At 63.6% G+C, this 23,506-nt stretch carries 23 protein-coding genes; 14 read left to right on the forward strand and 9 right to left on the reverse strand.

Features of this window, described 5'->3' with window-relative positions; all coding sequences use genetic code 11:
• Positions 1-221 precede the first annotated feature (221 nt).
• On the forward strand, positions 222-1,106 hold the full coding sequence (locus tag AC25Y4_RS08020) for an endonuclease domain-containing protein (RefSeq protein ID WP_488120450.1): 885 nt from the start codon (positions 222-224) through the stop codon (positions 1,104-1,106).
• A gap of 177 nt (positions 1,107-1,283) precedes the next feature.
• Here the strand turns inward: AC25Y4_RS08020 and AC25Y4_RS08025 are convergent, their stop codons facing one another.
• From AC25Y4_RS08025 to AC25Y4_RS08045, 5 genes are read right to left on the reverse strand one after another with little or no spacing between them, the layout of a single operon-like run.
• Positions 1,284-2,030: an HAD family hydrolase gene (locus AC25Y4_RS08025; RefSeq protein WP_488119867.1), complete on the reverse strand. Its 747-nt coding sequence runs from the start codon at positions 2,028-2,030 to the stop codon at positions 1,284-1,286.
• On the reverse strand, positions 2,027-2,605 hold the full coding sequence (locus tag AC25Y4_RS08030) for a GNAT family N-acetyltransferase (RefSeq protein ID WP_488119868.1): 579 nt from the start codon (positions 2,603-2,605) through the stop codon (positions 2,027-2,029). Before AC25Y4_RS08030 ends, AC25Y4_RS08025 begins: the two co-directional genes overlap by 4 nt.
• Entirely contained in the window at positions 2,605-3,612 is a 1,008-nt protein-coding gene (gene trpS / locus AC25Y4_RS08035; protein WP_488119869.1) for a tryptophan--tRNA ligase, read from the reverse strand. Before trpS ends, AC25Y4_RS08030 begins: the two co-directional genes overlap by 1 nt.
• A 30-nt stretch (positions 3,613-3,642) precedes the next feature.
• The gene (locus AC25Y4_RS08040) at positions 3,643-4,488 is read right to left on the reverse strand and encodes an exodeoxyribonuclease III (RefSeq protein WP_488119870.1); all 846 of its coding nucleotides are present in this window, start codon (positions 4,486-4,488) and stop codon (positions 3,643-3,645) included.
• A gap of 9 nt (positions 4,489-4,497) precedes the next feature.
• On the reverse strand, positions 4,498-5,631 hold the full coding sequence (locus AC25Y4_RS08045; RefSeq protein WP_488119871.1) for a YihY/virulence factor BrkB family protein: 1,134 nt from the start codon (positions 5,629-5,631) through the stop codon (positions 4,498-4,500).
• A gap of 183 nt (positions 5,632-5,814) precedes the next feature.
• Here AC25Y4_RS08045 and AC25Y4_RS08050 point away from each other — a divergent pair, with 183 nt between their 5' ends.
• Together AC25Y4_RS08050 and AC25Y4_RS08055 are read left to right on the forward strand one after the other, a co-directional pair.
• A complete protein-coding gene (locus AC25Y4_RS08050; protein WP_488119872.1) occupies positions 5,815-7,881 on the forward strand; it encodes a DUF7927 domain-containing protein in 2,067 nt (688 codons plus the stop codon).
• A gap of 4 nt (positions 7,882-7,885) precedes the next feature.
• Positions 7,886-8,017, forward strand: a complete 132-nt coding sequence (locus AC25Y4_RS08055; RefSeq protein ID WP_488119873.1) for a hypothetical protein — start codon at positions 7,886-7,888, stop codon at positions 8,015-8,017.
• 154 nt (positions 8,018-8,171) lie between these two features.
• On the opposite strand, the gene AC25Y4_RS08060 is transcribed toward AC25Y4_RS08055, so the two are convergent.
• The 4 genes from AC25Y4_RS08060 to sdhC are packed head-to-tail and all read right to left on the reverse strand — an operon-like array spanning position 8,172 to position 11,654.
• Entirely contained in the window at positions 8,172-8,930 is a 759-nt protein-coding gene (locus AC25Y4_RS08060; protein WP_488119874.1) for a succinate dehydrogenase iron-sulfur subunit, read from the reverse strand.
• A gap of 2 nt (positions 8,931-8,932) precedes the next feature.
• Positions 8,933-10,750: a succinate dehydrogenase flavoprotein subunit gene (gene sdhA, locus AC25Y4_RS08065; RefSeq protein ID WP_488119875.1), complete on the reverse strand. Its 1,818-nt coding sequence runs from the start codon at positions 10,748-10,750 to the stop codon at positions 8,933-8,935.
• 18 nt (positions 10,751-10,768) lie between these two features.
• Positions 10,769-11,224 (reverse strand): succinate dehydrogenase hydrophobic membrane anchor subunit, encoded by a 456-nt coding sequence (locus tag AC25Y4_RS08070; RefSeq protein WP_488119876.1) that lies wholly within the window; start codon positions 11,222-11,224, stop codon positions 10,769-10,771.
• Positions 11,225-11,237: 13 nt separating this feature from the next.
• On the reverse strand, positions 11,238-11,654 hold the full coding sequence (gene sdhC / locus AC25Y4_RS08075) for a succinate dehydrogenase, cytochrome b556 subunit (RefSeq protein WP_488119877.1): 417 nt from the start codon (positions 11,652-11,654) through the stop codon (positions 11,238-11,240).
• Between the two features lie 193 nt (positions 11,655-11,847).
• On the opposite strand from sdhC, the gene AC25Y4_RS08080 reads away from it, so the two are divergent.
• From AC25Y4_RS08080 to AC25Y4_RS08130, 11 genes are all read left to right on the forward strand, one after another.
• Positions 11,848-12,969 carry a mannose-1-phosphate guanylyltransferase gene (locus AC25Y4_RS08080; protein WP_488119878.1) on the forward strand — a complete coding sequence of 374 codons (1,122 nt, stop codon included), beginning with the start codon at positions 11,848-11,850 and terminating at the stop codon, positions 12,967-12,969.
• A 74-nt stretch (positions 12,970-13,043) separates the two neighbouring features.
• Positions 13,044-14,105 carry a BMP family lipoprotein gene (locus AC25Y4_RS08085; RefSeq protein WP_488119879.1) on the forward strand — a complete coding sequence of 354 codons (1,062 nt, stop codon included), beginning with the start codon at positions 13,044-13,046 and terminating at the stop codon, positions 14,103-14,105.
• A gap of 184 nt (positions 14,106-14,289) precedes the next feature.
• Entirely contained in the window at positions 14,290-15,390 is a 1,101-nt protein-coding gene (locus AC25Y4_RS08090) for a BMP family lipoprotein (protein WP_488119880.1), read from the forward strand.
• Between the two features lie 245 nt (positions 15,391-15,635).
• Positions 15,636-17,156: an ABC transporter ATP-binding protein gene (locus AC25Y4_RS08095; protein ID WP_488119881.1), complete on the forward strand. Its 1,521-nt coding sequence runs from the start codon at positions 15,636-15,638 to the stop codon at positions 17,154-17,156.
• Positions 17,153-18,403: an ABC transporter permease gene (locus AC25Y4_RS08100; RefSeq protein WP_488119882.1), complete on the forward strand. Its 1,251-nt coding sequence runs from the start codon at positions 17,153-17,155 to the stop codon at positions 18,401-18,403. Before AC25Y4_RS08095 ends, AC25Y4_RS08100 begins: the two co-directional genes overlap by 4 nt.
• 65 nt (positions 18,404-18,468) lie before the next feature.
• A complete protein-coding gene (locus AC25Y4_RS08105) occupies positions 18,469-19,698 on the forward strand; it encodes an ABC transporter permease (protein ID WP_488120451.1) in 1,230 nt (409 codons plus the stop codon).
• Between the two features lie 15 nt (positions 19,699-19,713).
• Positions 19,714-20,148: a cytidine deaminase gene (locus tag AC25Y4_RS08110; RefSeq protein WP_488119883.1), complete on the forward strand. Its 435-nt coding sequence runs from the start codon at positions 19,714-19,716 to the stop codon at positions 20,146-20,148.
• Positions 20,145-21,464: a thymidine phosphorylase gene (locus tag AC25Y4_RS08115; protein WP_488119884.1), complete on the forward strand. Its 1,320-nt coding sequence runs from the start codon at positions 20,145-20,147 to the stop codon at positions 21,462-21,464. Before AC25Y4_RS08110 ends, AC25Y4_RS08115 begins: the two co-directional genes overlap by 4 nt.
• Positions 21,465-21,551: 87 nt before the next feature.
• Positions 21,552-22,673 (forward strand): adenosine deaminase, encoded by a 1,122-nt coding sequence (locus AC25Y4_RS08120; protein ID WP_488119885.1) that lies wholly within the window; start codon positions 21,552-21,554, stop codon positions 22,671-22,673.
• Positions 22,674-22,714: 41 nt separating this feature from the next.
• On the forward strand, positions 22,715-23,227 hold the full coding sequence (locus AC25Y4_RS08125; RefSeq protein WP_488119886.1) for a PTS sugar transporter subunit IIA: 513 nt from the start codon (positions 22,715-22,717) through the stop codon (positions 23,225-23,227).
• Positions 23,224-23,496 carry a PTS sugar transporter subunit IIB gene (locus tag AC25Y4_RS08130; RefSeq protein WP_488119887.1) on the forward strand — a complete coding sequence of 91 codons (273 nt, stop codon included), beginning with the start codon at positions 23,224-23,226 and terminating at the stop codon, positions 23,494-23,496. Before AC25Y4_RS08125 ends, AC25Y4_RS08130 begins: the two co-directional genes overlap by 4 nt.
• Positions 23,497-23,506 lie beyond the last annotated feature (10 nt).

Below are 23,506 nucleotides of genomic sequence, written 5' to 3' on the forward strand. Positions count from 1 at the left end.
CCCCGTCCGCTACGGATTGCCCGAGTTCGGCTACACCGGGTTTCACCTGCGTAACTCCTGCACATTCGTGCATAGCAAGGAACGATGCCCGGAATTCGGCGGTCCTGGCCCGGGATCAACTCGCGGAGCAGGACTCATGCACAACCGGTGTCGCGAGCTGTCTCTCCACAGTCTCGGGGATGCCACGCCGCACGGAGGGTGGCTGCGCGACTGTGCTCGGCATGACCACAACAAACACGCAGTTCACCACGCAACGAATATTCTCCAGGCGAGACCTGCTGGCATCCGGGATGACCGGCGCACAGATCACCGAAGCCGTGCGCGACATACAGCTGATACGAGTGCGGCGGGATCACTATGCGTTGCCCGCGACAGATCAACACACAATCGAAGCCGTACGGGTCGGCGGCAGGCTGGCCTGTGTCTCCGCCGCTGCGGAGCTCGGAATCTTCGCGTTCGACAGCAGCCGCACCCACATTCATTTGGATCGCGAAGCCTCCCGGCTCCGGAGCGCAACTAGCCGCGCGCACTCGCTCGACGCCCTTCCGCGAAACGGAATTGAGCTCCATTGGCAGCCGCTGCTCGCTCCTGCCGACGGTACCGAATACTGCGTGGGGCCGATGGATGCCGTTGCGCAGATCATTCGCTGCCAGCCGGCCGTATTCGCCTTGGCTGCGCTCGACACGGCGCTTCATGCCAGGTGTATTTCTACTCACGACCTCGATGCGATCTTTGCTGCGGTGCCGCTGAAACGTCGCACGCTCCGCCCGTTGATCGACGCCCGATCCGAAGCCGGGCAAGAAACCGTACTGCGGGAACTCATCAGGCAAGCGGGCCTGCGGTACGCCCTTCAGGTCTGGTTTGAGGGCATCGGGCGCGTAGATCTGGTGGTCGAAGAATGCGTTGTCCTTGAAGCCGATAGCCAGGCCCACCACAAGAGCTGGGACGAGCATGTGCGCGATCGAAGTCGGGATCGAGCACTTGCAGAGCGCGGTTACATCACGCTCAGGTTGCTGTACCAGGACATCATGTTCAACCCAGACCGGTCGATCGCTGCCGTCCGGGCGCTAGTCGAAATCTGCCGCACGGGCAGTCGCCACGCGTAACTCCTGCAGAAACATCGAGGGGACGAATAGTCCCGCGACATTGAGGCGTTTGGCGCCTGCCGGCCGGTGATCTGCAGGAGTTATGCCACACACCCACACACCCACACACCCACACACCCACACACTCACACACCCTCACACGCGCACAGGCGCGGGGCGACGTGTGGGTCTCCGCCCCTAGGCGAGTGCCAGAAGCGCCGCTGGCAGTTCGGCCAGGCTTGTCAGACGGATGACGCCATATCGGCTGGCATCCGCTTCGTCCTCGGCAGACACCGGCGCGTTGATCCGATCGAGCCAGACTCCCGTCAGCCCGGCAGCAGCAGCCCCGATGGCATCCGTCCTGAGCCGGTCGCCCACGTAGACGGCGTCTGCCGGCGACACCCCGAAGGTATCGCACGCTTCGATGAAGATGCGGGCATCCGGTTTTGCGAAGCCCAGTTCGCCAGAGGTGACCAGGTGCTCGAACCGGTCGGTGAGCCCCATGGCTGTCATCTTGCGGGTCTGGAAGGCCAGATCGCCGTTGGTGATGATGCCGAACCGCACACCGGGAATGGCAGCTGAGAGGGCGTCGAGGCATGGCAGCGCATCTGGGTGCAGCGTCCAGCGCTCCACATAGCGCTCAAAGAACGAGTCGAACCACACGCCGGAGTCTGAGTCGCCGAGTTTAACCCCGTGCGCTGCAGCGAAGTCGCGGGCCCTGGCGCGGCGCTGGCCCTCAAAGTCCAGCTCTCCGGCCAGGTAGGCGTGGTAGTGCTCTTCCTCCAGCGCATGCCAGAGTGTGACGGCAGCCTCAGGGGATGTCTCGGCGAAAACGCCACCGAGCGCGTGGATGTGGCGCACGATCCCCTCGTCGACGGCCCGCCGATGTTCAAACAGCGTGTCGTCGAGATCGAACAGCACGACGGCGGGGGCCGTTGTCGTCATACAGACTCGACGATCTCGACGATGCTCGGCCAGCCATCCTTGATCGACCTGTCGTCCCCTGCGCGCAGGACGCCCTGCCAGGACTCAGGGTGCGACCCGTCGCGGTACACGGACAACGAGGGCCCTGACTCGGTGAACGTGAAGCCGCACTTTCGAGCGACGCGGGCCGACGCAACATTTCCGACCAGGCACTCCCAGTGGATCGCGTCGACGATGCCCTCACTGAATGCCCAATCGGCGACCAGGCGCTGCGCCTCTGGAATGTATGCGTTGCCGCGATAGGGCGCGCCGAGCCAGAAGCCGATGGAGCCGCTCGCGACGCGCAGGCTGATCACGCCAATGAGCTCGTCTGAGTCCAGCAGCCGCAACACCCAGCTGTACTCCTGGTCGGACTTCCACGCGCCCGGAATGTACCGGGTGATGAAGGTCTCTGCGTCTGAGTGGTTGTACGGCCACGGCACGGTGAGGAACCGCTCGAACAGCGGGTCCTGGCAGTACTCATACATCGGTCCGGCGTCAGCGGCGACCGGCTGGTTGAGCCGAATCCGATCGGACTGAAGTGCGACAGGTTGCATCAGCGGCGGGGGAGCAGGCCAACGCGATCGAATGCCTTCGCGAGCGTCGCGTTGGCGACCTCTGCGGCACGATCGGCGTTCTGGGCGAGCAGGCGGTCGAGCTCTGCCGGGTCGGCGAGAAGCTCGAGGACGCGCTCCCGAATCGTACCGAATGTTCCGGTGACGACCTCAGCGAGCCCCTTCTTCAGGTCGCCGTAGCCGCGGCCGGCATACTCGTCTTCCAGCGAGCTGATCGAGCGGCCGGCCATCACCGAGTAGATGGTGAGCAGGTTGGAGACGCCCGGCTTGTTCTCCCGGTCGAAGACAACCGCACCGTCGGCATCCGTCACGGCGCGCATGATCTTCTTGGCGGTGACAGACGGCTCATCGAGTACCCAGATGACGCCGGCGTGCGACTCTGCCGACTTCGACATCTTTGACGTCGGGTTCTGCAGGTCGTAGATCTTCGCCGTCTCCTTCTGGATGTCTGCCTCTGGAATCACGAATGTCTCACCGAAGCGCGAGTTGAATCGAGCGGCGAGGTCGCGGGTGAGTTCGACGTGCTGGCGCTGGTCTTCGCCCACCGGAACGATCTTGGCGTCATAGAGCAGGATGTCAGCGGCCATGAGCACCGGGTAGGCGAACAGGCCGACGGTGACGGCGTCATTGCCGTGGCGCAGGGACTTGTCCTTGAACTGCGTCATGCGGCTGGCCTCACCGAAGCCCGTGATTGTGTTGAGCAACCAGGCCAGTTCGGAGTGGGCAGCGACGTGCGACTGCACGTAGAGCGTCGATGATGACGGGTCGATGCCGGCCGCGATGTACTGCGCAGCGGTGCGACGCGTGTTCTCCCTGAGCAGGGCAGGATCTTGCGCAACGGTGATGGCGTGCAGGTCGACGATGGAGAAGAACGCGTCGTGGGACTCCTGGAGCGACTTCCAGTTGAGGAGCGCTCCGATGTAGTTGCCCAGCTGCAGCGATTCAGCGGATGGTTGCATGCCTGAATACAGGCGGGTCTTAGCGGTCATTGAACAAACTTTCGGTGTGGGTAGGCGAGGTTAGATGGCGTAATCGACGACGACGGGCGCGTGGTCGGACCATCGCTCGTCGTAGGCGTTCGCCCGATCCACGACATAGTTCGTGACGGTTGCTGCCAGGGCGGGAGTCGCGAGCTGGTAGTCGATGCGCCAGCCGGTGTCATTGTCGAATGCCTGGCCGCGCCATGACCACCAGGTGTACGGTCCTTCGACCTCGCCGGCGGCCGCGCGTCCGACGTCGACCCAGCCGAGGCCTGCGCCCGCGTTGTAGTCTGCGTCGCCTTCGGCGCCGAGGATGCGGTCGAAGTACGCGCGCTCGTCTGGAAGGAAGCCGGCACGCTTGACGTTGCCCTTCCAGTTCTTGATGTCGAGCGTTCGGTGTCCAACGTTCAGGTCGCCCATCACGACGGCGAATTCACTGTGGGAGGCGACCTCTGGCAGGCGCTCGATCATGGCGTCGAGGAATTTGTACTTCTCGACCTGCTTGGGGGTGTCCACCTCACCGGAGTGCACATAGGTACTCACGACGGTGACGATGCGACCGTTGACGTCATAGTCGGCCTCGAGCCAGCGCCCTGCGCTGTCGAAGTCGTCTGCACCGAATTCGACACGGTGAATACTGGCGGCCCCTCGGCTGGCAATTGCAACGCCGGCGCGACCCTTTGCGGTTGCCGGGTCATGCAGGATGCTCCACTCCGGACCGAGGAGTCCCTGCAGGTCTTCAGTGGATGCTCGTACCTCTTGTATTGCGAGGATGTCGACATCGCGTGCATTCAGCCAATCACCCATTCCCTTGCGGAACGCAGCGCGGACGCCGTTCGTGTTGATGCTGGCGATGCGAAGCGGCTTGGCAGGCGTAGACGGCATGGTTCAATCCTACTTTGGGCCGGTGACATCGCTGCCCTCGCCGTCATCGTCCGCGGCGTATGCCCTGACCCTGTCCTCCGCTTCGCGCACCTGCCTGGCCGCCGACCGCCGCTTGTACCAGGGAGCAGTTTCGTATCGTTCGCGCGCTTCGCGGAGCTCAACCTCCGACGCCAGCCGCAGCGCCTCCGCTTCGCGTTGCCGTTGTGCCTCTTCGACATCGGCGGCGGCGTGGGTGCGGGGGGAGAGGCCTGCGTCCTGCATCCCAATGGCGATCCAGGATGCGGCGAGCAGGGTGACGGTGCTCGTCAGATTGAACCAGATCAGCAGACCGACGATCACGGCGAACGCGGCGAGCAACGGATTGCGCTCTGCGCCACCGAGCAGCGATGATCCGAGGACTTTGAGTGCGCCCAGTCCCATGGCGCCGAACAGGGATCCGGTGACCAGACGGCGGAGTGGGATGCGCACCGACGACAACACGCGGAAGAGCACGGCCAGCGTCACGGTGTCGATGGCCAACACCAGGAGGAGACCGCTGACACGAACGAAGAGAGTTGCCCAGAACGAATCCTGCGGGATGCCGACCAGGCCGAGCAGCCAGGACAGCGCCTCGGTGCTGGCGATCGAAATCAACGCTGACACGATCAGCAGCAGGCCGAAGCCGACGCCCAATCCGAGCTCACGCGCCTTTTCAAGCACGAAGAAGGTGGTGTCTCGTGGCATTTGGAAGATTGTGCGGACGGCAAGTTTGGTGGTCGACAGCCAGCCAAGAGCTGTTCCGATCAAGCCGACGAGGGCGAGCGCGCCAGTCCAGCCGAGTATGGATGCGCTCGTCAACTGGTCGGGGTTGATGACGCCATTGCCATCGCTGCCGATGAGGCCGGGAACCGACTGGTTGATCAGCTGGATCAGCGCGTCGAGGACGGCAGGATGTGCCTTCAGCCACAGGCCGGCGATCGAGAAGCCCACCCAGATTGCGGCGAAAACGGCGAAGATCGATTGGTAGGCCATGCCGCCAGACAGGATGGCCCCGTTGCTCTCCGCGAAGTGGGTGAAGACGCGCACGGGCTTCAGCGCCATGACCCAGGCCGTGATCCGGGTGATGAGCGCCGTAATTCGGGTGATCAGCGTGCGGATCGTCATCCGGCCAGCCTAACCAGTCGATGCGACTCTCTCGGCTGAAGGATCGCGCCGTACCCCCACTTCGGGGGCCTTTGCATAACTGAACGTTCCTCATGTCTTGTCGGGTCTCGGTACCCCTGAGAGTATGCGGGTGCTGACCCAGCCGAGCCAGCTATCCATAACCCGAAGATGGATGGTTTGATCATGTCTACGCACATGCATAAACGCCCTCCTAAAAAGGGGGCACAGGGAACACGGAATCGCACCCCACTCTCACTGGCCGTCATCGCAATACTCGCCGTTGTCGGGTTGAGCGTGCCGGCCACCGCATTCGCTGACGACGTACTGTTGCAACTCGACACGACGTCCTCACCGGCGGCGGCTGATGAGGGGACGGTGGGTTCTGACGATTCCGCTGTTCCGGATGATGGCGACCCGACGCCCGGCGGAGACTCGGCTGGGTCAGCACCCGACACACCCGCAGCAGTGGTTGCTGAGACGCCTGTAGAGGCAACAGCCCAAACCCCCGCAGAATCACCCGCTGACGTGCCGGCAGCGGCATCGGCAGAGACACCGATCGCCCCGACCGAAGCCACCAGCGCTGATGACAGCACGAAATCAAGCAAGGGCGACGACAAGGGTTCAGGCAAGGGCGACGACAAGGGTTCAAGCAAGGGCGACGACAAGGGTTCAGGCAAGGGCGACGACAAGGGCGGCGACAAGGGTGGCCACCACGGCGGTCCGAAGCCGTCTGACCCGTCGTGGGAACTCGCTAAGACCTCTGACCCCGTCAGCGGTTCGTCCGTGAGCCCGGGTCAGAACGTCACCTATACGCTGACGGCCGAGAACACCTCAGACGTCACGATCACGGATGCAGAGGCGACCGACGATCTCAGTAATGTCATTCCCGCCCATGCATCCCTGGTCGAGCCGCTGGCTGACGATCTCAGCCTCGACGGCAGCCAGCTCACCTGGAGCGTGCCCACCCTTGAACCAGGGGATGACCCGGTGAGCGTCAGCTACGTGGTGACGGTCAACACCGACGCGTTCGGGCAGGAATTCGACAACGTGGCAACGCCGGGCGAGAACGGCGAGTGCGTGTCTTCCGGTGGCCATGGACCGAAGGACCATGGCAAGGACTCCGACAAGGGCTCAGACAAGGGCTCAGACAAGGGCTCAGACAAGGACTCAGACAAGGGCTCTGGCGGCAAGGGGCACGGCGGGAAACCACCCCACGACAAAGCCAAGTGCACCACTCATCACCGTGTCATCGACATTGACCTGGCATTGCTGAAGACGGCGACGACGCCGGATGGCAATGCTGTCGAATCCGGAGTCAATGATCTGGTCACGCACACCCTCGACATCACGAACGTGGGCGATGACCCGTCGTGGCGCACCTCGATCACCGATACTCTGCCGGTCGGGTTGACGGCCGATCCGACATCCGTCACGTTCACGCCTGCCGACCCAGACGGGCACTGGACCGTCACCGTCTCCGATGGTCTCTTCGTCGCGCAGCACGATGGCTGGTTCGAGCCGGGTGACGTGCAGGGCGTGAGCTTCGTCGGGACAGTCGGCGAGCTCGAGCGAGGAGCAGACACAGAGCCGTTCGCCGACCTGGTCAACGGCGCCTGTGTGGCAAGCGAGCAGCGCCCAGATTCAACAGTTGAGGGGCCAGGGTTCGACAGCGACCTGACCAACAACTGCGACACCGCACGGACACCGGTCGCATCGATGAACGTTGCCGCGATTCCCCAGTGCGTGAACGACGCAGCGCGGGTCGGATTCTCCGTCACGCCGTTCAACGTCAACCCGGAAACACAGCCGCTCGCGTTGATCTGGTGGACACCGGCAGCGTACGAGCAGCGTGACCCCTCGATTCCGCCGAGCGACATCGACGCCCTCCTTGCAAACGGTGCATCGCGGGTCGAGCTCATTGCCTATCCGAGCGGATGGGTGAGTGGTGATCCGATCACGGGAGTGTCGATCTGGCCGGGGACCGTGGTGAATGCGGACGGCGTCGGCATCGGGTGGCCTGGGTACGAGCAGCAGGCGAACGGTACCTGGGTGCTCAATCCAGCTGCACCGTTCTATGACCTGCGCACTGACGCCGTTGTGGAATTCAGGATCAACCCGACAGGGGCAGTGACACTGGCGTACCCGACAGACGGAGCGAGCTGCCTCCCACCGACAACGCCGCCGGTCACACCGCCGGTCACACCGCCGGTCAACCCACCAGGCGTGACGCCCCCCCGGAACGACAACTAGCCATGTGAGCGGCCGGCTGGCGACGGCAGGGTTCGACGGTGGGCTGCTGATCCCGCTTGGCGGGGGACTCGCCATCCTCGGGGCGTTGTGCCTCGCCGCTGCCCGACGCTCGACGCGGGACCGCAGCGCTGACTGAGTAGGCGCTGACTGAGCAGGCACCGGCTGGGCAGGAACTGGCTGAGGCACACTGACCGAACACTCGGCTGGCTCAGTGAAGGACTACCCAGCCCGCGAAAAAGAACGAACGCCCAGACATTTGTCCGGGCGTTCGTTTCTTTGTGCAGAGCCTGTTAGGGCTTGCCGCGCATGATGGCCTGCTTGACCTCGGCGATGGCCTGGGTCACCTGGATGCCGCGTGGGCATGCCTCTGTGCAGTTGAAGGTGGTGCGGCAGCGCCACACGCCTTCTTTGTCGTTCAGGATGTCGAGGCGCACTGCGGCGTTCTCGTCACGGGAGTCGAAGATGAAGCGGTGGGCGTTCACGATGGCGGCTGGGCCGAAGTACTGGCCGTCCGTCCAGAACACCGGGCAGCTCGACGTGCAGGCAGCGCACAGGATGCACTTGGTGGTGTCATCGAACCGCTCGCGCTGGGCGACGGTCTGGATGCGCTCCTTGCCGTCCTTGGGGGCGCTCGTTGCCATGAGGAACGGCTGCACCTCCTTGAACGACTCGAAGAACGGCTCCATGTCGACGATGAGGTCCTTCTCCAGTGGCAGGCCCTTGATGGCCTCCACGTAGACGGGCTTCGTGATGTCGAGGTCCTTGATCAGCGTCTTGCAGGCCAGGCGGTTGCGGCCGTTGATGCGCATGGCATCCGATCCGCAGACACCGTGTGCACAGGAACGACGGAAGCTGAGGCTGCCGTCCTGTTCCCACTTGATCTTGTGGAGTGCGTCGAGGATGCGATCCGTCGGGTACATCTCGACGTCGAAGTCCTGCCAGTACGGCTCGTCGTCCACCTCTGGGTTGAAGCGGCGGATGATGAGGGTGACGGTGAATGATTCGATGGTGTCTGAAATCACCGGCGTCTCGACTACTGCTGTGCTCACCGTTAGTACTTCCTCTCCATGGGCTGGTAGCGCGTAATGACGACAGGCTTCCAGTCCAGCGCAATGTGGTCAGCGGCATCCGCTGAATGCGGGTCGCCGGTCAGGTACGCCATCGTGTGCTTCATGTAGTTCGCGTCGTCGCGGTCTGGGTAGTCGTCTCGCATGTGTCCGCCGCGGCTTTCCTTGCGGTTGCGGGCGGAGAAGACGACGACCTCTGCGAGGTCGAGCAGGAATCCGAGCTCAACGGCTTCGAGCAGGTCGGTGTTGAAGCGACGACCCTTGTCCTGCACGCCGATGTTCTTGTAGCGCTCGCGCAGCAGGTGGATCGTCTGCGTGACCTCGGCGAGGGACTCGTCTGTACGGAACACCTGGGCCTTCTGGTCCATCATCTCCTGCAGTTCCTTGCGGATGACGGAGATGCGCTCAGTGCCGGTCGAGGTGCGGATGCTCTCCAGCAGGCCGCGCACGAAACCGGCGGGGTCTTCTGGGAGCGGGGTGAACTCGGCCGTCTTCACGTACTCGACGGCGTTGTTGCCTGCACGCTTGCCGAACACGTTGATGTCGAGCAGCGAGTTGGTGCCGAGGCGGTTGGAGCCGTGCACGGAGACGCAGGCGCATTCGCCGGCGGCGTACAGGCCGGGAACGACGGTGGTGTTGTCGCGCAACACTTCGGCGTTGACGTTGGTGGGGATGCCACCCATCGCGTAGTGCGCGGTCGGCATGACCGGCACCGGCTCTGTGACCGGGTCGACACCGAGGTAGGTGCGTGCGAACTCCGTGATGTCTGGCAGCTTGGTCTCGAGCACCTCTGCACCGAGGTGCGTGCAGTCGAGGTAGACGTAGTCCTTGTTCGGACCAGCGCCGCGACCCTCTGCGACCTCTTTCACCATGCAGCGCGCGACAATGTCGCGGGGTGCGAGGTCCTTGATAGTCGGGGCGTAGCGCTCCATGAACCGCTCACCAGAGGCGTTGCGGAGGATTGCTCCCTCGCCGCGGGCGCCCTCTGTAAGGAGGATTCCGAGGCCGGCGAGTCCGGTCGGGTGGAACTGGAAGAACTCCATGTCCTCGAGCGGCAGGCCCTTGCGCCAGATGATGCCGACGCCGTCGCCCGTAAGGGTGTGTGCGTTGGAGGTCGTCTTGAAGATCTTGCCGAAACCGCCGGTGGCGAAGATGATCGCCTTGGACTGGAAGACGTGCAGCTCGCCGCTCGACAGGTCGTATGCGACAACACCAGACGGCTGGTCGACGCCGTCGACGTTGGTCATGATCAGGTCGAGCACGTAGAACTCGTTGAAGAAGTTGATGCCGCGCTTGACGCAGTTCTGGTACAGCGTCTGCAGGATCATGTGGCCGGTGCGGTCTGCGGCGTAGCAGGCCCGACGAACCGGGCTCTTGCCGTGGTCACGGGTGTGTCCACCGAAGCGACGCTGGTCGATCTTGCCCTCAGGCGTGCGGTTGAACGGCAGACCCATGTTCTCGAGGTCGATGACCGCGTCGATGGCTTCCTTCGCGAGGATCTCCGCCGCGTCCTGGTCAACCAGGTAGTCGCCACCCTTGACGGTGTCGAACGTGTGCCACTCCCAGTTGTCTTCCTCGACGTTGGCGAGGGCGGCAGCCATGCCACCCTGCGCGGCACCGGTGTGTGACCGGGTCGGGTAGAGCTTCGAGATGACCGCAGTGCGGGCATTGGGGCCGGCTTCGATGGCGGCACGCATACCGGCACCACCGGCTCCTACGATCACGATGTCGAACTGGTGGTAGTGCACGCCGTCAATAACGGTGGACTCCGCGGGCGCTGTCACTGATGCATCCGTAGTCATGGTGGGTTTTTGCAGCTCCTAGCTGGCCGGGCAGAACGAGGGAAGAAGGTCGGCTGGCGCGCCGGCCGGGCAGGGGTCGAAGGTGAAGACGACGAGGGTGCCGAGCACGATCAGCACGACGACTGCCGCGAGGATGGCGCCCTTGAAGATGCCGCGCGTCGTGCGGCTGGTGGCGTAGTCGTTGACGATGGTGCGCATGCCGTTGCCGCCGTGAATGAGGGCGAGCCACAGCATCAGCACGTCCCAGACTTTCCAGAACGGGTCGGACAGCTTGCCGCCGACGAACGCGAAGTCGAGGGCGCTGACACCCGTACCGAGCATCAGGTTGACGAAGAGGTGGCCGAAGATCAGCACAACGAGCAGCACGCCGGAGACGCGCATGTAGATCCAGCCCCACTTCTCCCAGTTCACACCGCGCTTGGCGCGTGCGTCACGGGAGTACGGGCTGCGGGGGGCTTCGATGGTGGTTGACATTGTGTTCCCCCTCCTAGTGGCTGAAGACGTTGATGAGATGGCGGGGAGCGAAGCCCAGCATCGTGATCACCCAGAGTGCGATGACGATGTAGAACATGATCTTCGAGTACTTCGCATTCCAGAAGTCGATCAGGATGATGCGCAAACCATTGAATGCGTGGAACACGATTGCCCCGACCAAGGCCACTTCGCCGAGGCCCATGATGGGCGTTTGATAGGTTCCGATCACTGCGTTGTACGCTTCGGGACTCACGCGCACCAGCGCGGTGTCGAGAATGTGCACCAGCAAGAAGAAGAAGATTGCGACACCGGTAATGCGGTGAAGAACCCACGACCACATGCCCTCGCGGCCCCTGTACAAGGTTCCTGCGGGGCGACGCGACGTCGTCCTTTGCTGAGATGTCAGTGTTCCTGCCGTCGTATCTGGCATGAACAACCCTCCCTGGCTGAGTAGTGCCCCATTGAACAGGGGCAGTCGATGCTCCATGAGCACGTGGGTCCAGTCTAGTTGTGGCTGAAGCGCGCGCGCCGTTTAGGACACCCTAATCGGCGAGACCCTCCTGACACGCGAGGCGGGTTCGAGCTCCCATGCCCGAACGCACACCACCGGCTAGTCTGGCCTGATGCGCACTTCCAACCGACCGATTGACCGCTTCTACAGCGTTATTCCCGCGGGCGGAATCGGCTCGCGGCTGTGGCCGCTTTCCCGAGCGGATGCCCCCAAATTCCTGCACGACCTCACCGGCTCCGGCCAGACCCTGCTGCGCGACACCTGGGACCGGCTGGTGCCGCTGTCTGGCCCCGGCCGCGTCATGGTTGTCACAGGCAGGGCACACCGCGCAGCCGTTGAAGCCCAGCTGCCAGAGCTTGAAGACCAGAACGTGGTGCTGGAGAGCGAGCCGCGCGACTCGTCTGCTGCCATCGGTCTCGCCGCCGCCATCCTGAACAAGCGCGAGCCGGGCGTCATCATCGGCTCGTTCGCCGCCGACCACGTCATCAAGAGCGAGCCGCTGTTCCGACTTGCCGTTGCGGAGGCCGTTGCTGCCGCCGATGCCGGTTACATCGCGACCATCGGCATCCAGCCCACCGAGCCCTCCATTGGTTTCGGGTACATCAAGTGTGCGAAGCAGCTGGAGATCGAGGGCGCCCCGAGCGCGCTCTCCGTTGACTCGTTCGTGGAGAAGCCTGACCTCGCCACGGCCAAGAAGTACGTGAACAACGGCCACTACCTATGGAATGCCGGCATGTTCATTGCCCGCGCCGACCGCCTGCTCGAAGAGCTCGGTGAGTCAGAACCGGAGCTGTTGGCCGGCATCCTCGAACTCGCCGAGGCCTGGGACACCCCTGAACGCGGCGCCGTCGTCGACAAGGTCTGGCCGACGCTGAAGAAGATCGCCATTGACTACTCGGTCGCAGAGCCGGCCGCGGCAGCCGGTCGCCTTGCCGTCATCCCCGGCCAGTTCGACTGGGACGACGTCGGCGACTTCGCCTCCATTGCCAAATTGCACTCCGGCGGACGCAAGCGTGACCTCGCCATCCTGGGGGAGGGCGCCCGCGTGCTTGCCGACTCAAGCAGCGGAATCGTCGTGAGCCACACCGGTCGCATGATCGCGCTCATCGGCGTCGAAGACATCGTCGTGATCGACACGCCAGACGCACTCCTGGTTACCACCAGCGCGAACGCGCAGAAGGTAAAGTCCGTCGTCGACGCACTCAAGCTATCGGGCTCGAGCGACGTTCTCTAAGATCGATCCCAGCGTGGCCATGAGGCGCGCTGAATATTGCAGGACACATCCGTTGCAGGATACAGAGGGGTTCCATGTCACGCCGTCGTCTCATCCCAATCACCGTTGCCCTGGCATCCGTTGCCATGCTCGCGGCATGCGCGCCAGCTCCGAGCACGGACAGCGCGTCGTCTGAGGCCGACTACTGCGCCAGGATGGTGACGAATTCCGGCGGGTTGGAAGACCGCTCCTTCAACCAGTCAAGCTGGGAAGGGCTGCAGGCGGCAGAGGAGAAGTTCGGCATCGATGTGAACGCCATCGTGTCGAACTCCGAGAGTGACATCGCGCCCAACGTCACCCAGGCCGTCGATACCGGATGCCAGTTCGTGCTGACTGTCGGATGGGAACTGGCAGATGCGACAATCGCAGAGGCGACGGCCAACCCCGACGTGCACTTCTCCATCGTCGATGAGCAGGTCGACGGAGAGAACATCAAGCCCATCGTCTTCGACACGGCGCAGGCGGCATACCTGGCCGGCTACCTGGCTGCCGGTGTGAGCAAGACCGGCAAGGTCGCCACCTTCGGCGGCGGCAACCAGCCCCCTGTCACCCTCTTCATGGACGGCTTCGTCGACGGCGTCGCGAAGTACAACGAGGTGCACGGCACCGGCGTGCAGGTGCTCGGCTGGGACAAGGCAGCCCAGGACGGCACGTTCACGGGTGACTTCGAAGACATCAATAAGGGAAAGACGTACACCCAGGCGTTCATTGACCAGGGAGCGGATGTCATCCTGCCTGTCGCAGGGCAGGTGGGCGAGGGCGCAGCGGCTGCTGCAGCCGAGAACACCGATGTCGCCGTGATCTGGGTCGATAACGACGGCTACGACACGTTGCCGGCTGAGTTCAAGCCCGTCCTGCTGACCAGCGTCCTGAAGAACACCCAGGATGCCGTGGTGAAGATCATCGGCGACGACATCGACGGGACATTCGACAACACCCCATTCGTCGGCACTCTCGCGAACGGCGGCGTTGAGATCGCGCCCTATCACGATCTTGCCAACCGGGTATCGGCCGAGCTCGACGCGGAGATCGACGGGCTGCGCTCCGAGATCATCGACGGCACCATCACGGTGACGTCACCCTCGACGCCGAAGTAGGGCAGGCGTCGCTCACAGAGCGGTGTTGAGGGGGGTAATTGTTACGAACAGTCGCCTGAAATGTAGCGACTTTGTAACCATTCGTTCGTAGCCCCAGTTTGCTCATCTGAGCAGTGCAACATTCGGTAACGTTGACTCCACACAGCCCGTGCGATCCGCCGCAGGGCGCATCTTGGAGGTCATTTTGACAATCACGACCCGTAAGGCCACGCTTGGCGGCCTTGCCGCGCTGGGAGTAGTCGCACTGCTCGCCGCGTGTGCCCCTGCCCCGACTGAAGACAACTCGGGCAGCGCAGCTGCGGCGGACTTCCTGCCCTGCATCGTCTCCGACTTCGGTGGGTTCGACGACAAGTCCTTCAACCAGTCGAGCTACGACGGCATGACCAAGGCTGCCGATGAACTCGGCGTCGAGTTCAAGCAGGCAGAGTCGAAGTCCGACGACCAGTACGACAGCAATGTCAGCAGCATGGTCGACCAGGGCTGTAACTTCATCCTCACCGTCGGCTTCGCACTGGCCAACGCCACGCGCGACTCCGCACAGGACAACACCGACGTCGAGTACGCCATCATCGACTCCTCGCTGTCGAACGACGACTTCAGCCCGCTGACACTCGACAACGTGAAGCCGGTTCTGTACGACACCGCGCAGGCCGCATTCCTCGCCGGCTACCTGGCTGCAGGAACCACCAAGACCGGAACCGTCGCCACGTACGGCGGACAGCAGTTCCCGTCCGTCACCATCTTCATGGATGGCTTCGCTGACGGCGTCGCGTACTACAACGAGGCAAAGGGCACTGACGTCAAGGTCCTCGGCTGGGACAAGGACGCTCAGACCGGTAACTTCGCCGGTTCGTTCGACGACATCAACCAGGGCAAGGTCATCACCCAGGGCTTCATCGACCAGGGCGCAGACATCATCCTCCCGGTCGCCGGCCCGCTCTTCCAGGGCACTGCCCAGGCCATCGAAGACTCCGGCAAGGACGTCGCCATCATCGGTGTCGACAGCGACCTCTTCGAGACCGCGCCTGACTTCGCGCCGCTGTACCTCACCTCAGTCATGAAGCAGATGACGGATGCCACCCAGCAGATCATCGTTGACGCGGCAGGCGGCGACTTCTCAGCTGACCCGTACATCGGAACGCTGGAGAACAAGGGCGTTGACCTCGCACCGCTCCACGACTGGGAGTCCAAGGTTGACCCTGCTCTCGTCAAGGAAGTAGACGCACTGAAGGCAGACATCATCAGCGGCAAGATCACGGTCGAGTCGCCCGCAACACCGAAGTAACGCTTCTAGCTATCACGCAGTAGAGCAACACAGCAGTACAGCAACACAGATATACATGGAGGGGGAGGCCAGCGATTGCTGGCCTCCCCAACTTCGTTAAAGGCTGGGTCGAGAGCGTCGCCGACGGGCGGCGCCCCGGCTCAGTCGCGTCCCTTCGCTAACATATGAGCGGCGAGTACCGAGACGGCACAACTTTGGTGCAGACGAGCATGCATTCGTTGGTCCACTCAATAGAATCAGGAATTATGAAGCTTGAACTTCGCGGTATCACGAAGAGATTCGGTGCCCTGGTCGCGAACGACCACATCAACCTCACTGTCGAGGCCGGCGAGATCCACGCCCTCCTTGGCGAGAATGGCGCGGGCAAGTCCACGCTCATGAACGTTCTCTACGGCCTGTATCAGGCCGACGAGGGCGAGATCTTGCTGGACGACACCGTCCAGCGCTTCTCAGGTCCCGGCGATGCCATGGGCGCCGGCATCGGCATGGTGCACCAGCACTTCATGCTGATTCCCGTCTTCACCGTGGCGGAGAACGTGATGCTCGGGCACGAAGAGACCAAATTCGGTGGTCGGCTCGACCTGGCCGCGGCGCGGAAGCGCGTGCGGGAGATCTCTGACCGCTTCGGGTTCGACGTTGACCCCGATGCGCTTGTCGAAGACCTGCCCGTTGGTGTGCAGCAGCGCGTTGAGATCATCAAGGCGTTGTCTCAGAACGCACGCGTGCTGGTCTTCGATGAGCCGACGGCTGTGCTCACCCCGCAGGAGACCGATGAGCTCATGGCCATCATGCGCCAGCTCAAGGAGACCGGTACCTCCATCGTGTTCATCACGCACAAGCTGCGGGAGGTGCGCGAAGTCGCTGACCGGATCACCGTCATCCGCTTGGGCAAGGTCGTTGGCGAAGCATCGCCGACAGCCAGCAACGAAGAGCTGGCCACGATGATGGTCGGCCGTGCCGTCGACCTCACCGTTGACAAGGCTCCGGCCACGCCGGGCAAGCCGGCCTTGGTCGTCACAAACCTCACCGTGCTCGACCCGCTTGGCAACATCGTCGTCGACAACGTCAGCTTCGACGTCAAGGAAGGCGAGATCCTCGCCATCGCCGGCGTGCAGGGCAACGGCCAGACCGAACTCACCGAAGCGCTTCTCGGCCTGCAGCCGCGTGTCGTCGGGGAGATCTCTCTCGACGGAAAATCGCTGCGTGGGCTCTCTGTGCGCAAGGTACTCAACGCCGGCGTCGGCTTTGTGCCTGAAGACCGCAACGAAGATGGCCTGGTCGGCGAATTCACCATTGCAGAGAACCTGATGCTCGACCGCTCCGACACGGAGCCGTTCGTGAAGCACTGGAACCTGCAGCTTGACTACCTGGCGACATTCGCCGAGGAGAAGATCAAGGAATTCGACGTTCGCTCGCAGGGCATTGAGACGAAGGTCAGTCAGTTGTCGGGCGGAAACGCCCAGAAGGTGGTGCTCGCCCGCGAACTCAGCCGTGACCTCCGCCTGTTCGTCGCGGCCCAGCCCACCCGTGGCCTCGATGTCGGCTCTATCGAGTTCGTCCACGAACGCATTGTCACCACTCGCGATGCCGGCACGCCGGTCATCGTCATCTCAACAGAATTGGACGAGGTTGCAGCCCTCGCCGACCGAATCATGGTCATGTACCGCGGACGCATCATCGGCATCGTCCCAGGAGACACCCCCCGCTCTGACCTTGGTCTCATGATGGCTGGCGAATCGCCCGCAGGAGAAGGAGCTGCCGCATGAGCGACAGTCACGTGCCCGACAAACCAGTCCAGGTGGAGGAACCTTCCCGCTGGCACACCATGTTCCGCGAGATCACGACGGGCAGCGCGATCATCTCCGTCCTTGCCGTCGTGCTCGCACTCATTGTTGGCGCGATCATGATCGCGTTCACCGACAAAGAGGTGCAGGCCAGCGCCGGATACTTCTTCTCCCGTCCTGGCGACCTGCTCTCCGCTGTATGGAACTCGGTGTCAGGGGCATACTCTGCGCTCTTCCAGGGCTCGATCTACAACTTCCGTCGCCCGTCATTCGCTGATGGCATCAAGCCACTCACCGAGACGCTCACCTTCGCCACACCGCTGATCGCTGCCGGCCTCGGTGTCGCGCTGGGCTTCCGCGTCGGACTGTTCAACATCGGTGGCCGTGGCCAGATGCTCATCGCAGCGGCCCTCGGAGGCTGGGTGGCGTTCGCACTCGACCTGCCGTACGGCCTCCACATGGTCGTCGCGCTCGTCGCCGGCATCCTGGGCGGTGCGCTCTGGGGCGGAATCGTCGGTCTGCTGAAAGCTCGCACCGGAGCCCATGAGGTGATCACCACGATCATGCTCAACTATGTGGCGTTCTACCTGGTCAGCTACCTGCTGCGCGACGGATTCCTGAAGACGCCTGGATCGAACAACCCGAAGAGCCCGGCGGCCAAGGAGACAGCCGTGTTCTTCGACCTGCTCGGTCCGAACTACAACCTGCACTTCGGTTTCATCCTGGTGATCGCGGCAACGATCTTCACCTGGTGGTTGCTCTCCCGCTCGAACCTGGGCTTCCAGTTCAAGGCAGTCGGTGTGAATCCGAACGCTGCGCGCGTTGCCGGCATCCACGTCAGCCGCATGTACGTCTACGCGATGCTGCTCTCCGGTGGCCTCGTCGGCCTGGCCGGAATCAACCAGGTCCTCGGTACAACCACAAGTGGCTTCGGCGCCGGCATCGACTCCGGCATCGGCTTCGACGCCATCACCGTTGCGCTGCTCGGTCGCTCGAAGCCGTGGGGCGTCTTCGTCGCCGGCATCCTGTTCGGTGCGTTCAAGGCTGGTGGCTTCGCCATGCAGGCGGCCGAGGGTGTGCCGGTCGACATCGTGCTCGTCGTGCAGTCGCTCATCGTTCTCTTCATCGCAGCACCGCCGCTGGTGCGCGCGATCTTCCGGTTGCCGGCGCCGGGCTCAACTCCGCGCCGCGCACTCCCGTCTGTCACCAAGGAGGTGGCTGCAAAGTGAGTACGGTAGCCCACGTTTCACAGCCCACCCAGCCGGTTGAACCGACTGCCGGACCGGCCGTCGCCATGATCAAGAGCTGGAAGACGCCGATCGCACTCGGTGTGTTCACCGTGCTCTCGTTCGTGCTGCTTGTCGTCTTCGGCCGTGACGGTGTCAGCACCATGCAGCTGTCCACCTCAGACGACCTGATCCAGCTGCCCGATCTCTTGCTGCCCACCAGGGCCACCGGTATCGTCGTGACGATCCTGTTGCTCGCCATCGCCCTGCTGAGCGTCTGGATGGTGCAGACGCACCGCAAGACGCCACTCTGGCTCATCTCGGTGTTTGCGTTCCTGGCGCTGCTCGGCTTCCTGGCCTGGGCATCCGCTGGTGCGACGATCCCCGTCCCCGGACTGCTCTTCGGGTCGCTAAGCCTGGCCGTGCCGCTCATCTTCGGTGCGCTCGGCGGCGTGATCTCTGAGCGCGTCGGTGTCGTCAACGTCGCCATCGAGGGTCAGCTGCTCGCCGGCGCCTTCACGTCTGCCCTGGTTGCCTCGCTCACCGGTCAGCCGCTGCTCGGTCTGGTGGCTGCCATGGTCGCCGGTGTGCTGGTGTCGTTCGTGCTCGCCGCGTTCGCGATCAAGTACTTCGTTGACCAGGTCATCGTCGGTGTGGTGCTCAACGTGCTCGTCACCGGTCTCACCGGGTTCCTCTACTCCCAGGTGCTTGCCCCGAACGCCGCGACCCTCAACCAGCCGCCGCGGTTCGACAGGATCAACATTCCGCTGCTGTCTGAGATCCCGATCATCGGGCCTGTCTTCTTCCGTCAGACGCTCATCGTGTACATCATGTACATCGCCGTTGCCGCCGTGTACTTCGGCATTTTCCACACGCGCTGGGGACTCCGACTTCGTTCCGTCGGTGAGCACCCGCAGGCGGCAGACACCGTCGGTATCAATGTGACGTCGACTCGGTTCTGGAACGTCTCACTCGCCGGCGCGATCGCCGGACTCGGCGGCGCGTACTTCACGCTTGGTTCGGTGGGCGCCTTCGGTAAGGAAATGACAGCGGGCGCCGGGTTCATCGCCCTGGCCGCCGTCATCTTCGGCCGCTGGGATCCCATCAGGGCCACGCTCGCCGCCCTGTTGTTCGGCTTCGCCAGCAACCTGCAGAACGTGCTCAGCATTATCGGGTCCCCGGTGCCGAGCGAGTTCATGCTCATGCTGCCGTACCTGGTCACGATCTTTGCCGTGGCGGGGCTGGTGGGCAAGTCCAGAGGCCCTGCCGCATCCGGTAAACCGTACATAAAGTCGTAGGCAGGAAGTCAGAGCGTGGATTCAGTATCCGACAACCAGGTGTCAGCCATCGATTGGGATGCGCTGCGCGCCGTCGCAGACGCCGCCATGCGTAAGGCGTACGCGCCGTACTCGAAGTTCCCCGTCGGGGCTGCGGCGATCACGACCGATGGTCGTGTGGTGAGCGGATGCAACATCGAGAACGCCTCGTACGGCGTCACGCTGTGCGCTGAGTGCTCACTGGTCACCGACCTCATCATGGGTGGCGGAGGACGACTGGTGGCGTTCACCTGTGTTGACGGCACCGGCGGAGTGCTGATGCCGTGCGGTCGCTGCCGACAGCTTCTGTTCGAGCACTCAGCTGCCGGCATGTTGCTGGAGACGGTGTCTGGCATCCGCACGATCGACGAGGTGCTGCCCGACGCATTCGGGCCGAGGCAGCTTGACGAGTACAAGGCAGAGACCGAATGAGCGCCTCCAACACCGGTATCGCGATCGAGGCATTCGACGCCGTCGACCTGATCCACGCCAAGCGCGACAAGGGCGAGCTGAGCACGGCGCAGATCAACTGGCTCATTGACGCGTACACGCGCGGGTATGTCGGCGACGAACAGATGGCAGCCATGACCATGGCCATCTTCCTGAACGGCATGAGCCGCTCCGAGATCCGCGACCTGACCATGGCGATGCTCGCCAGCGGTGAGCGGATGAGCTTCGACGGACTCGGGAAGCCAACCACCGACAAGCACTCCACCGGCGGCGTCGGCGACAAGATCACCCTCCCGCTCATGCCGCTCGTCGCCGTGTTCGGTGCGGCTGTTCCCCAACTGTCCGGCCGTGGCCTCGGCCACACCGGCGGCACGCTCGACAAGCTGGAGTCCATCCCCGGCTGGCGGGCGAACCTCACGAACGAGGAGATGCTGGCCCAGCTCCGCGATGTCGGCGGCGTCGTCTGCGCCGCTGGCAGCGGGCTCGCCCCAGCAGACGGCAAGCTGTACGCCCTCCGTGACATCACCGGAACTGTCGAGGCCATTCCGCTCATCGCTTCCTCGATCATGTCGAAGAAGATTGCTGAGGGCACCGGCGCGCTGGTGCTCGACGTGAAGTTCGGCTCTGGCGCATTCCTGAAAGACATCGAGCGCTCTCGCGAACTGGCCCGCACGATGGTCGAGCTCGGCGAGGACGCCGGCGTGGCGACATCCGCTCTGCTCACCAATATGAATGTGCCACTCGGCCTGGCCATCGGCAACGCGAACGAGGTGCGCGAATCGGTGGAGGTACTGGCCGGCGGCGGGCCAGCAGACGTCGTCGAGCTCACCGTTGCACTTGCGCGGGAGATGCTGGCGCTCGTCGGCAAGACGGATGTCGACGTTGAGGCAGCACTGACCGATGGACGCGCCATGGACAAGTGGCGTGCGGTCATTCGCGCGCAGGGTGGAGACCCGGATGCCGCGCTGCCCGTCGCGCGTGAAAGCCACGTCGTCACCGCCGATCGCGACGGCGTGCTCGTCGAGCAGCAGGCGCTGCCCTTCGGAATCGGCGCCTGGCGTCTCGGTGCAGGCAGGGCACGCAAGCAGGACCCAGTGCAGCACGCTGCCGGCATCGACCTGCACGTGAAGCCCGGTGCTCCTGTGCGCGCCGGCCAGCCACTGTTCACGCTCAGCGCCGACGAGCCGGAGCGCTTCGCTCGCGCACTCGAGGCCATCGAGGGCGCCTGGCGCATCGGTGATCCAGGTGAGCCGATTCTCGATGGTGGCCCCCTGATCGCCGAGCGCATCGGTCGCTAGGCCAACGCCCCGCCATCGGGGAGAACGTGCAGCGCTCGTTCAGGTTTCAGAGCGACTCAGTTCGCCTCACGCCGGTAGATTAGTGACGTGAACACGAACTCAGAGGTATTCCTGTTGCCACGCACGGGCATCAGCATCAACGCGCTGCCCAAGATCTCCCTGCACGATCACCTTGATGGCGGATTGCGCCCCCAGACGATTATTGAGCTGGCCGACGCGATCGGCATGGAACTGCCCGTCACCGACGCCGCAGCGCTCGGCGAGTGGTTCGCATCCCAGTCGAACTCCGGTTCGCTCGTTGAATACCTGAAGACTTTCGAGGTGACGACCGGCGTCATGCAGACCCGCGAGGGTCTCGTACGGGTCGCACGCGAGTTCGTCGAAGACCTCGCTGTAGACGGCGTGATCTACGGCGAGATTCGTTGGGCGCCAGAGCAGCACCTCGCGCGCGGGCTCACCCTCGACGAGACCGTTGAGGCGGTGCAGGAGGGTATAGAGGCCGGCATCGAGAGTGTCAAGAAGGCTGGCGCCCGCATTCGCATTGGCCAGCTCATCACCGCAATGCGCCACGCGGGCCGCGGCCTCGAGATTGCGGAGCTCGCTGTGCGCCACCGCGCGAACGGCGTCGTCGGCTTCGATATCGCCGGTGCAGAGCTTGGTTTCCCCGCCAGCAACCACAAGGCTGCGTTCGACTACCTGGCCAGCGAGCTGTTCCCCGTCACGGTTCATGCCGGAGAGGCAGACGGCGTTGAGAGCATCCGCAGCGCCCTGGTCGACGGTCGCGCACTGCGCCTCGGCCACGGTGTGCGCCTGGCCGAAGATATCTCGATCGAACGCGAAGACAACGACAACACCTACGTCACGCTCGGTTCGGTGGCGCAGTGGGTGCGCGACCGCGAGATCCCGCTCGAGCTCAGCCCCTCCTCCAACCTGCAGACCGGCGCCATCGCCGCGTGGGGTGACGACCTGCTCGACCACCCGTTCGACCTGCTGTACCAGCTGGGCTTCCACGTCACGGTCAACACGGACAACCGACTCATGAGCAACACCTCGCTGAGCCGTGAGCTCTCGCTGCTCAGCGATGCCTTCGGCTACGACCTCGACGACTTCGAAGTGTTTCAGCACAACGCCGTCTCCGCATCGTTCCTGGCGCTGGAAGACCGTGAAGAACTCAGTGATGCCATCGTCGCCGGGTTCAGCCGCGCCTAACCTCGCGTTCGTCCATCGTGCCGCGCTCCTCGAAAGCAGCCATGTCCCTTCCTCCACTGCCTGACTCCGCAATCGCAATTGGTGCGCACGCGTCCGATTGGCGCGAAGCGATCACGCTTGCCGGTGATGCGCTGCAGCGGTCTGGCTCAACGACCGCCGACTACACCGGCCGCATGATCGGCGTCATCGACGAATTCGGTGCCTACATCGTGATTGCGCCCGGGCTGGCCCTTGCACACGCGCGGCCGGGTGGGGACGTCGTGGCCGAGGGACTGAGCGTCGTGACCCTGGCCGAGCCCGTGGCGTTCGGGCATCCGCACAATGACCCTGTCGGCGTTGTGCTTGGCCTGGCCGTGACCAGCTCTGACGAACACGTGCGCTTCGTGTCAGAACTCGCCAACGTATTCAACGACCCGAGCGTCATCCCGGCCATTCGGGCCGCCACGCACGCCGACGAGATTCGCTCTCTGCTCGGTGCCATCTCGGCTGACGCAGCCGTTCCGCGTGCCGAAAATGCTCCCGATGCCGGCTCCATACCTGAGGATTCAGAATGAAAATCGTAACCATCTGTGGAGCGGGAATCGGAACATCCGCCATCCTCAAGACAAACGCGGAGCGCGCCCTCGACCGGCTGGACATCCAGGCCGACGTCACGGCGACCGATGTCGCGAGCGTTGCGCTGGTGGCCGCCGACGCGCAGGTGATCCTGACATCATCTGAGCTTGTTGGCTTCATCGGTAAGACCAACGCCGATGTCATCGTGATCGACAACTACTTCGACCTCGATGAGCTGTCGGACAAGCTCGAAAAGGCGCTGGGCTAGCTACCGCCGG

This window comes from Leifsonia sp. Y878 (genome assembly GCF_057669685.1).

What these genes read in the sequence shown, in the direction of transcription:
- AC25Y4_RS08020 (WP_488120450.1), top strand. Translation starts at nt 222, where the DNA reads ATGACCACAACAAACACGCAGTTCACCACGCAACGAATATTCTCCAGG.
- AC25Y4_RS08025 (WP_488119867.1), bottom strand. Translation starts at nt 2,030, where the DNA reads ATGACGACAACGGCCCCCGCCGTCGTGCTGTTCGATCTCGACGACACG.
- AC25Y4_RS08030 (WP_488119868.1), bottom strand. Translation starts at nt 2,605, where the DNA reads ATGCAACCTGTCGCACTTCAGTCCGATCGGATTCGGCTCAACCAGCCG.
- trpS (WP_488119869.1), bottom strand. Translation starts at nt 3,612, where the DNA reads ATGACCGCTAAGACCCGCCTGTATTCAGGCATGCAACCATCCGCTGAA.
- AC25Y4_RS08040 (WP_488119870.1), bottom strand. Translation starts at nt 4,488, where the DNA reads ATGCCGTCTACGCCTGCCAAGCCGCTTCGCATCGCCAGCATCAACACG.
- AC25Y4_RS08045 (WP_488119871.1), bottom strand. Translation starts at nt 5,631, where the DNA reads ATGACGATCCGCACGCTGATCACCCGAATTACGGCGCTCATCACCCGG.
- AC25Y4_RS08050 (WP_488119872.1), top strand. Translation starts at nt 5,815, where the DNA reads ATGTCTACGCACATGCATAAACGCCCTCCTAAAAAGGGGGCACAGGGA.
- sdhA (WP_488119875.1), bottom strand. Translation starts at nt 10,750, where the DNA reads ATGACTACGGATGCATCAGTGACAGCGCCCGCGGAGTCCACCGTTATT.
- AC25Y4_RS08070 (WP_488119876.1), bottom strand. Translation starts at nt 11,224, where the DNA reads ATGTCAACCACCATCGAAGCCCCCCGCAGCCCGTACTCCCGTGACGCA.
- sdhC (WP_488119877.1), bottom strand. Translation starts at nt 11,654, where the DNA reads ATGCCAGATACGACGGCAGGAACACTGACATCTCAGCAAAGGACGACG.
- AC25Y4_RS08080 (WP_488119878.1), top strand. Translation starts at nt 11,848, where the DNA reads ATGCGCACTTCCAACCGACCGATTGACCGCTTCTACAGCGTTATTCCC.
- AC25Y4_RS08085 (WP_488119879.1), top strand. Translation starts at nt 13,044, where the DNA reads ATGTCACGCCGTCGTCTCATCCCAATCACCGTTGCCCTGGCATCCGTT.
- AC25Y4_RS08095 (WP_488119881.1), top strand. Translation starts at nt 15,636, where the DNA reads ATGAAGCTTGAACTTCGCGGTATCACGAAGAGATTCGGTGCCCTGGTC.
- AC25Y4_RS08100 (WP_488119882.1), top strand. Translation starts at nt 17,153, where the DNA reads ATGAGCGACAGTCACGTGCCCGACAAACCAGTCCAGGTGGAGGAACCT.
- AC25Y4_RS08105 (WP_488120451.1), top strand. Translation starts at nt 18,469, where the DNA reads ATGATCAAGAGCTGGAAGACGCCGATCGCACTCGGTGTGTTCACCGTG.
- AC25Y4_RS08115 (WP_488119884.1), top strand. Translation starts at nt 20,145, where the DNA reads ATGAGCGCCTCCAACACCGGTATCGCGATCGAGGCATTCGACGCCGTC.
- AC25Y4_RS08125 (WP_488119886.1), top strand. Translation starts at nt 22,715, where the DNA reads ATGTCCCTTCCTCCACTGCCTGACTCCGCAATCGCAATTGGTGCGCAC.
- AC25Y4_RS08130 (WP_488119887.1), top strand. Translation starts at nt 23,224, where the DNA reads ATGAAAATCGTAACCATCTGTGGAGCGGGAATCGGAACATCCGCCATC.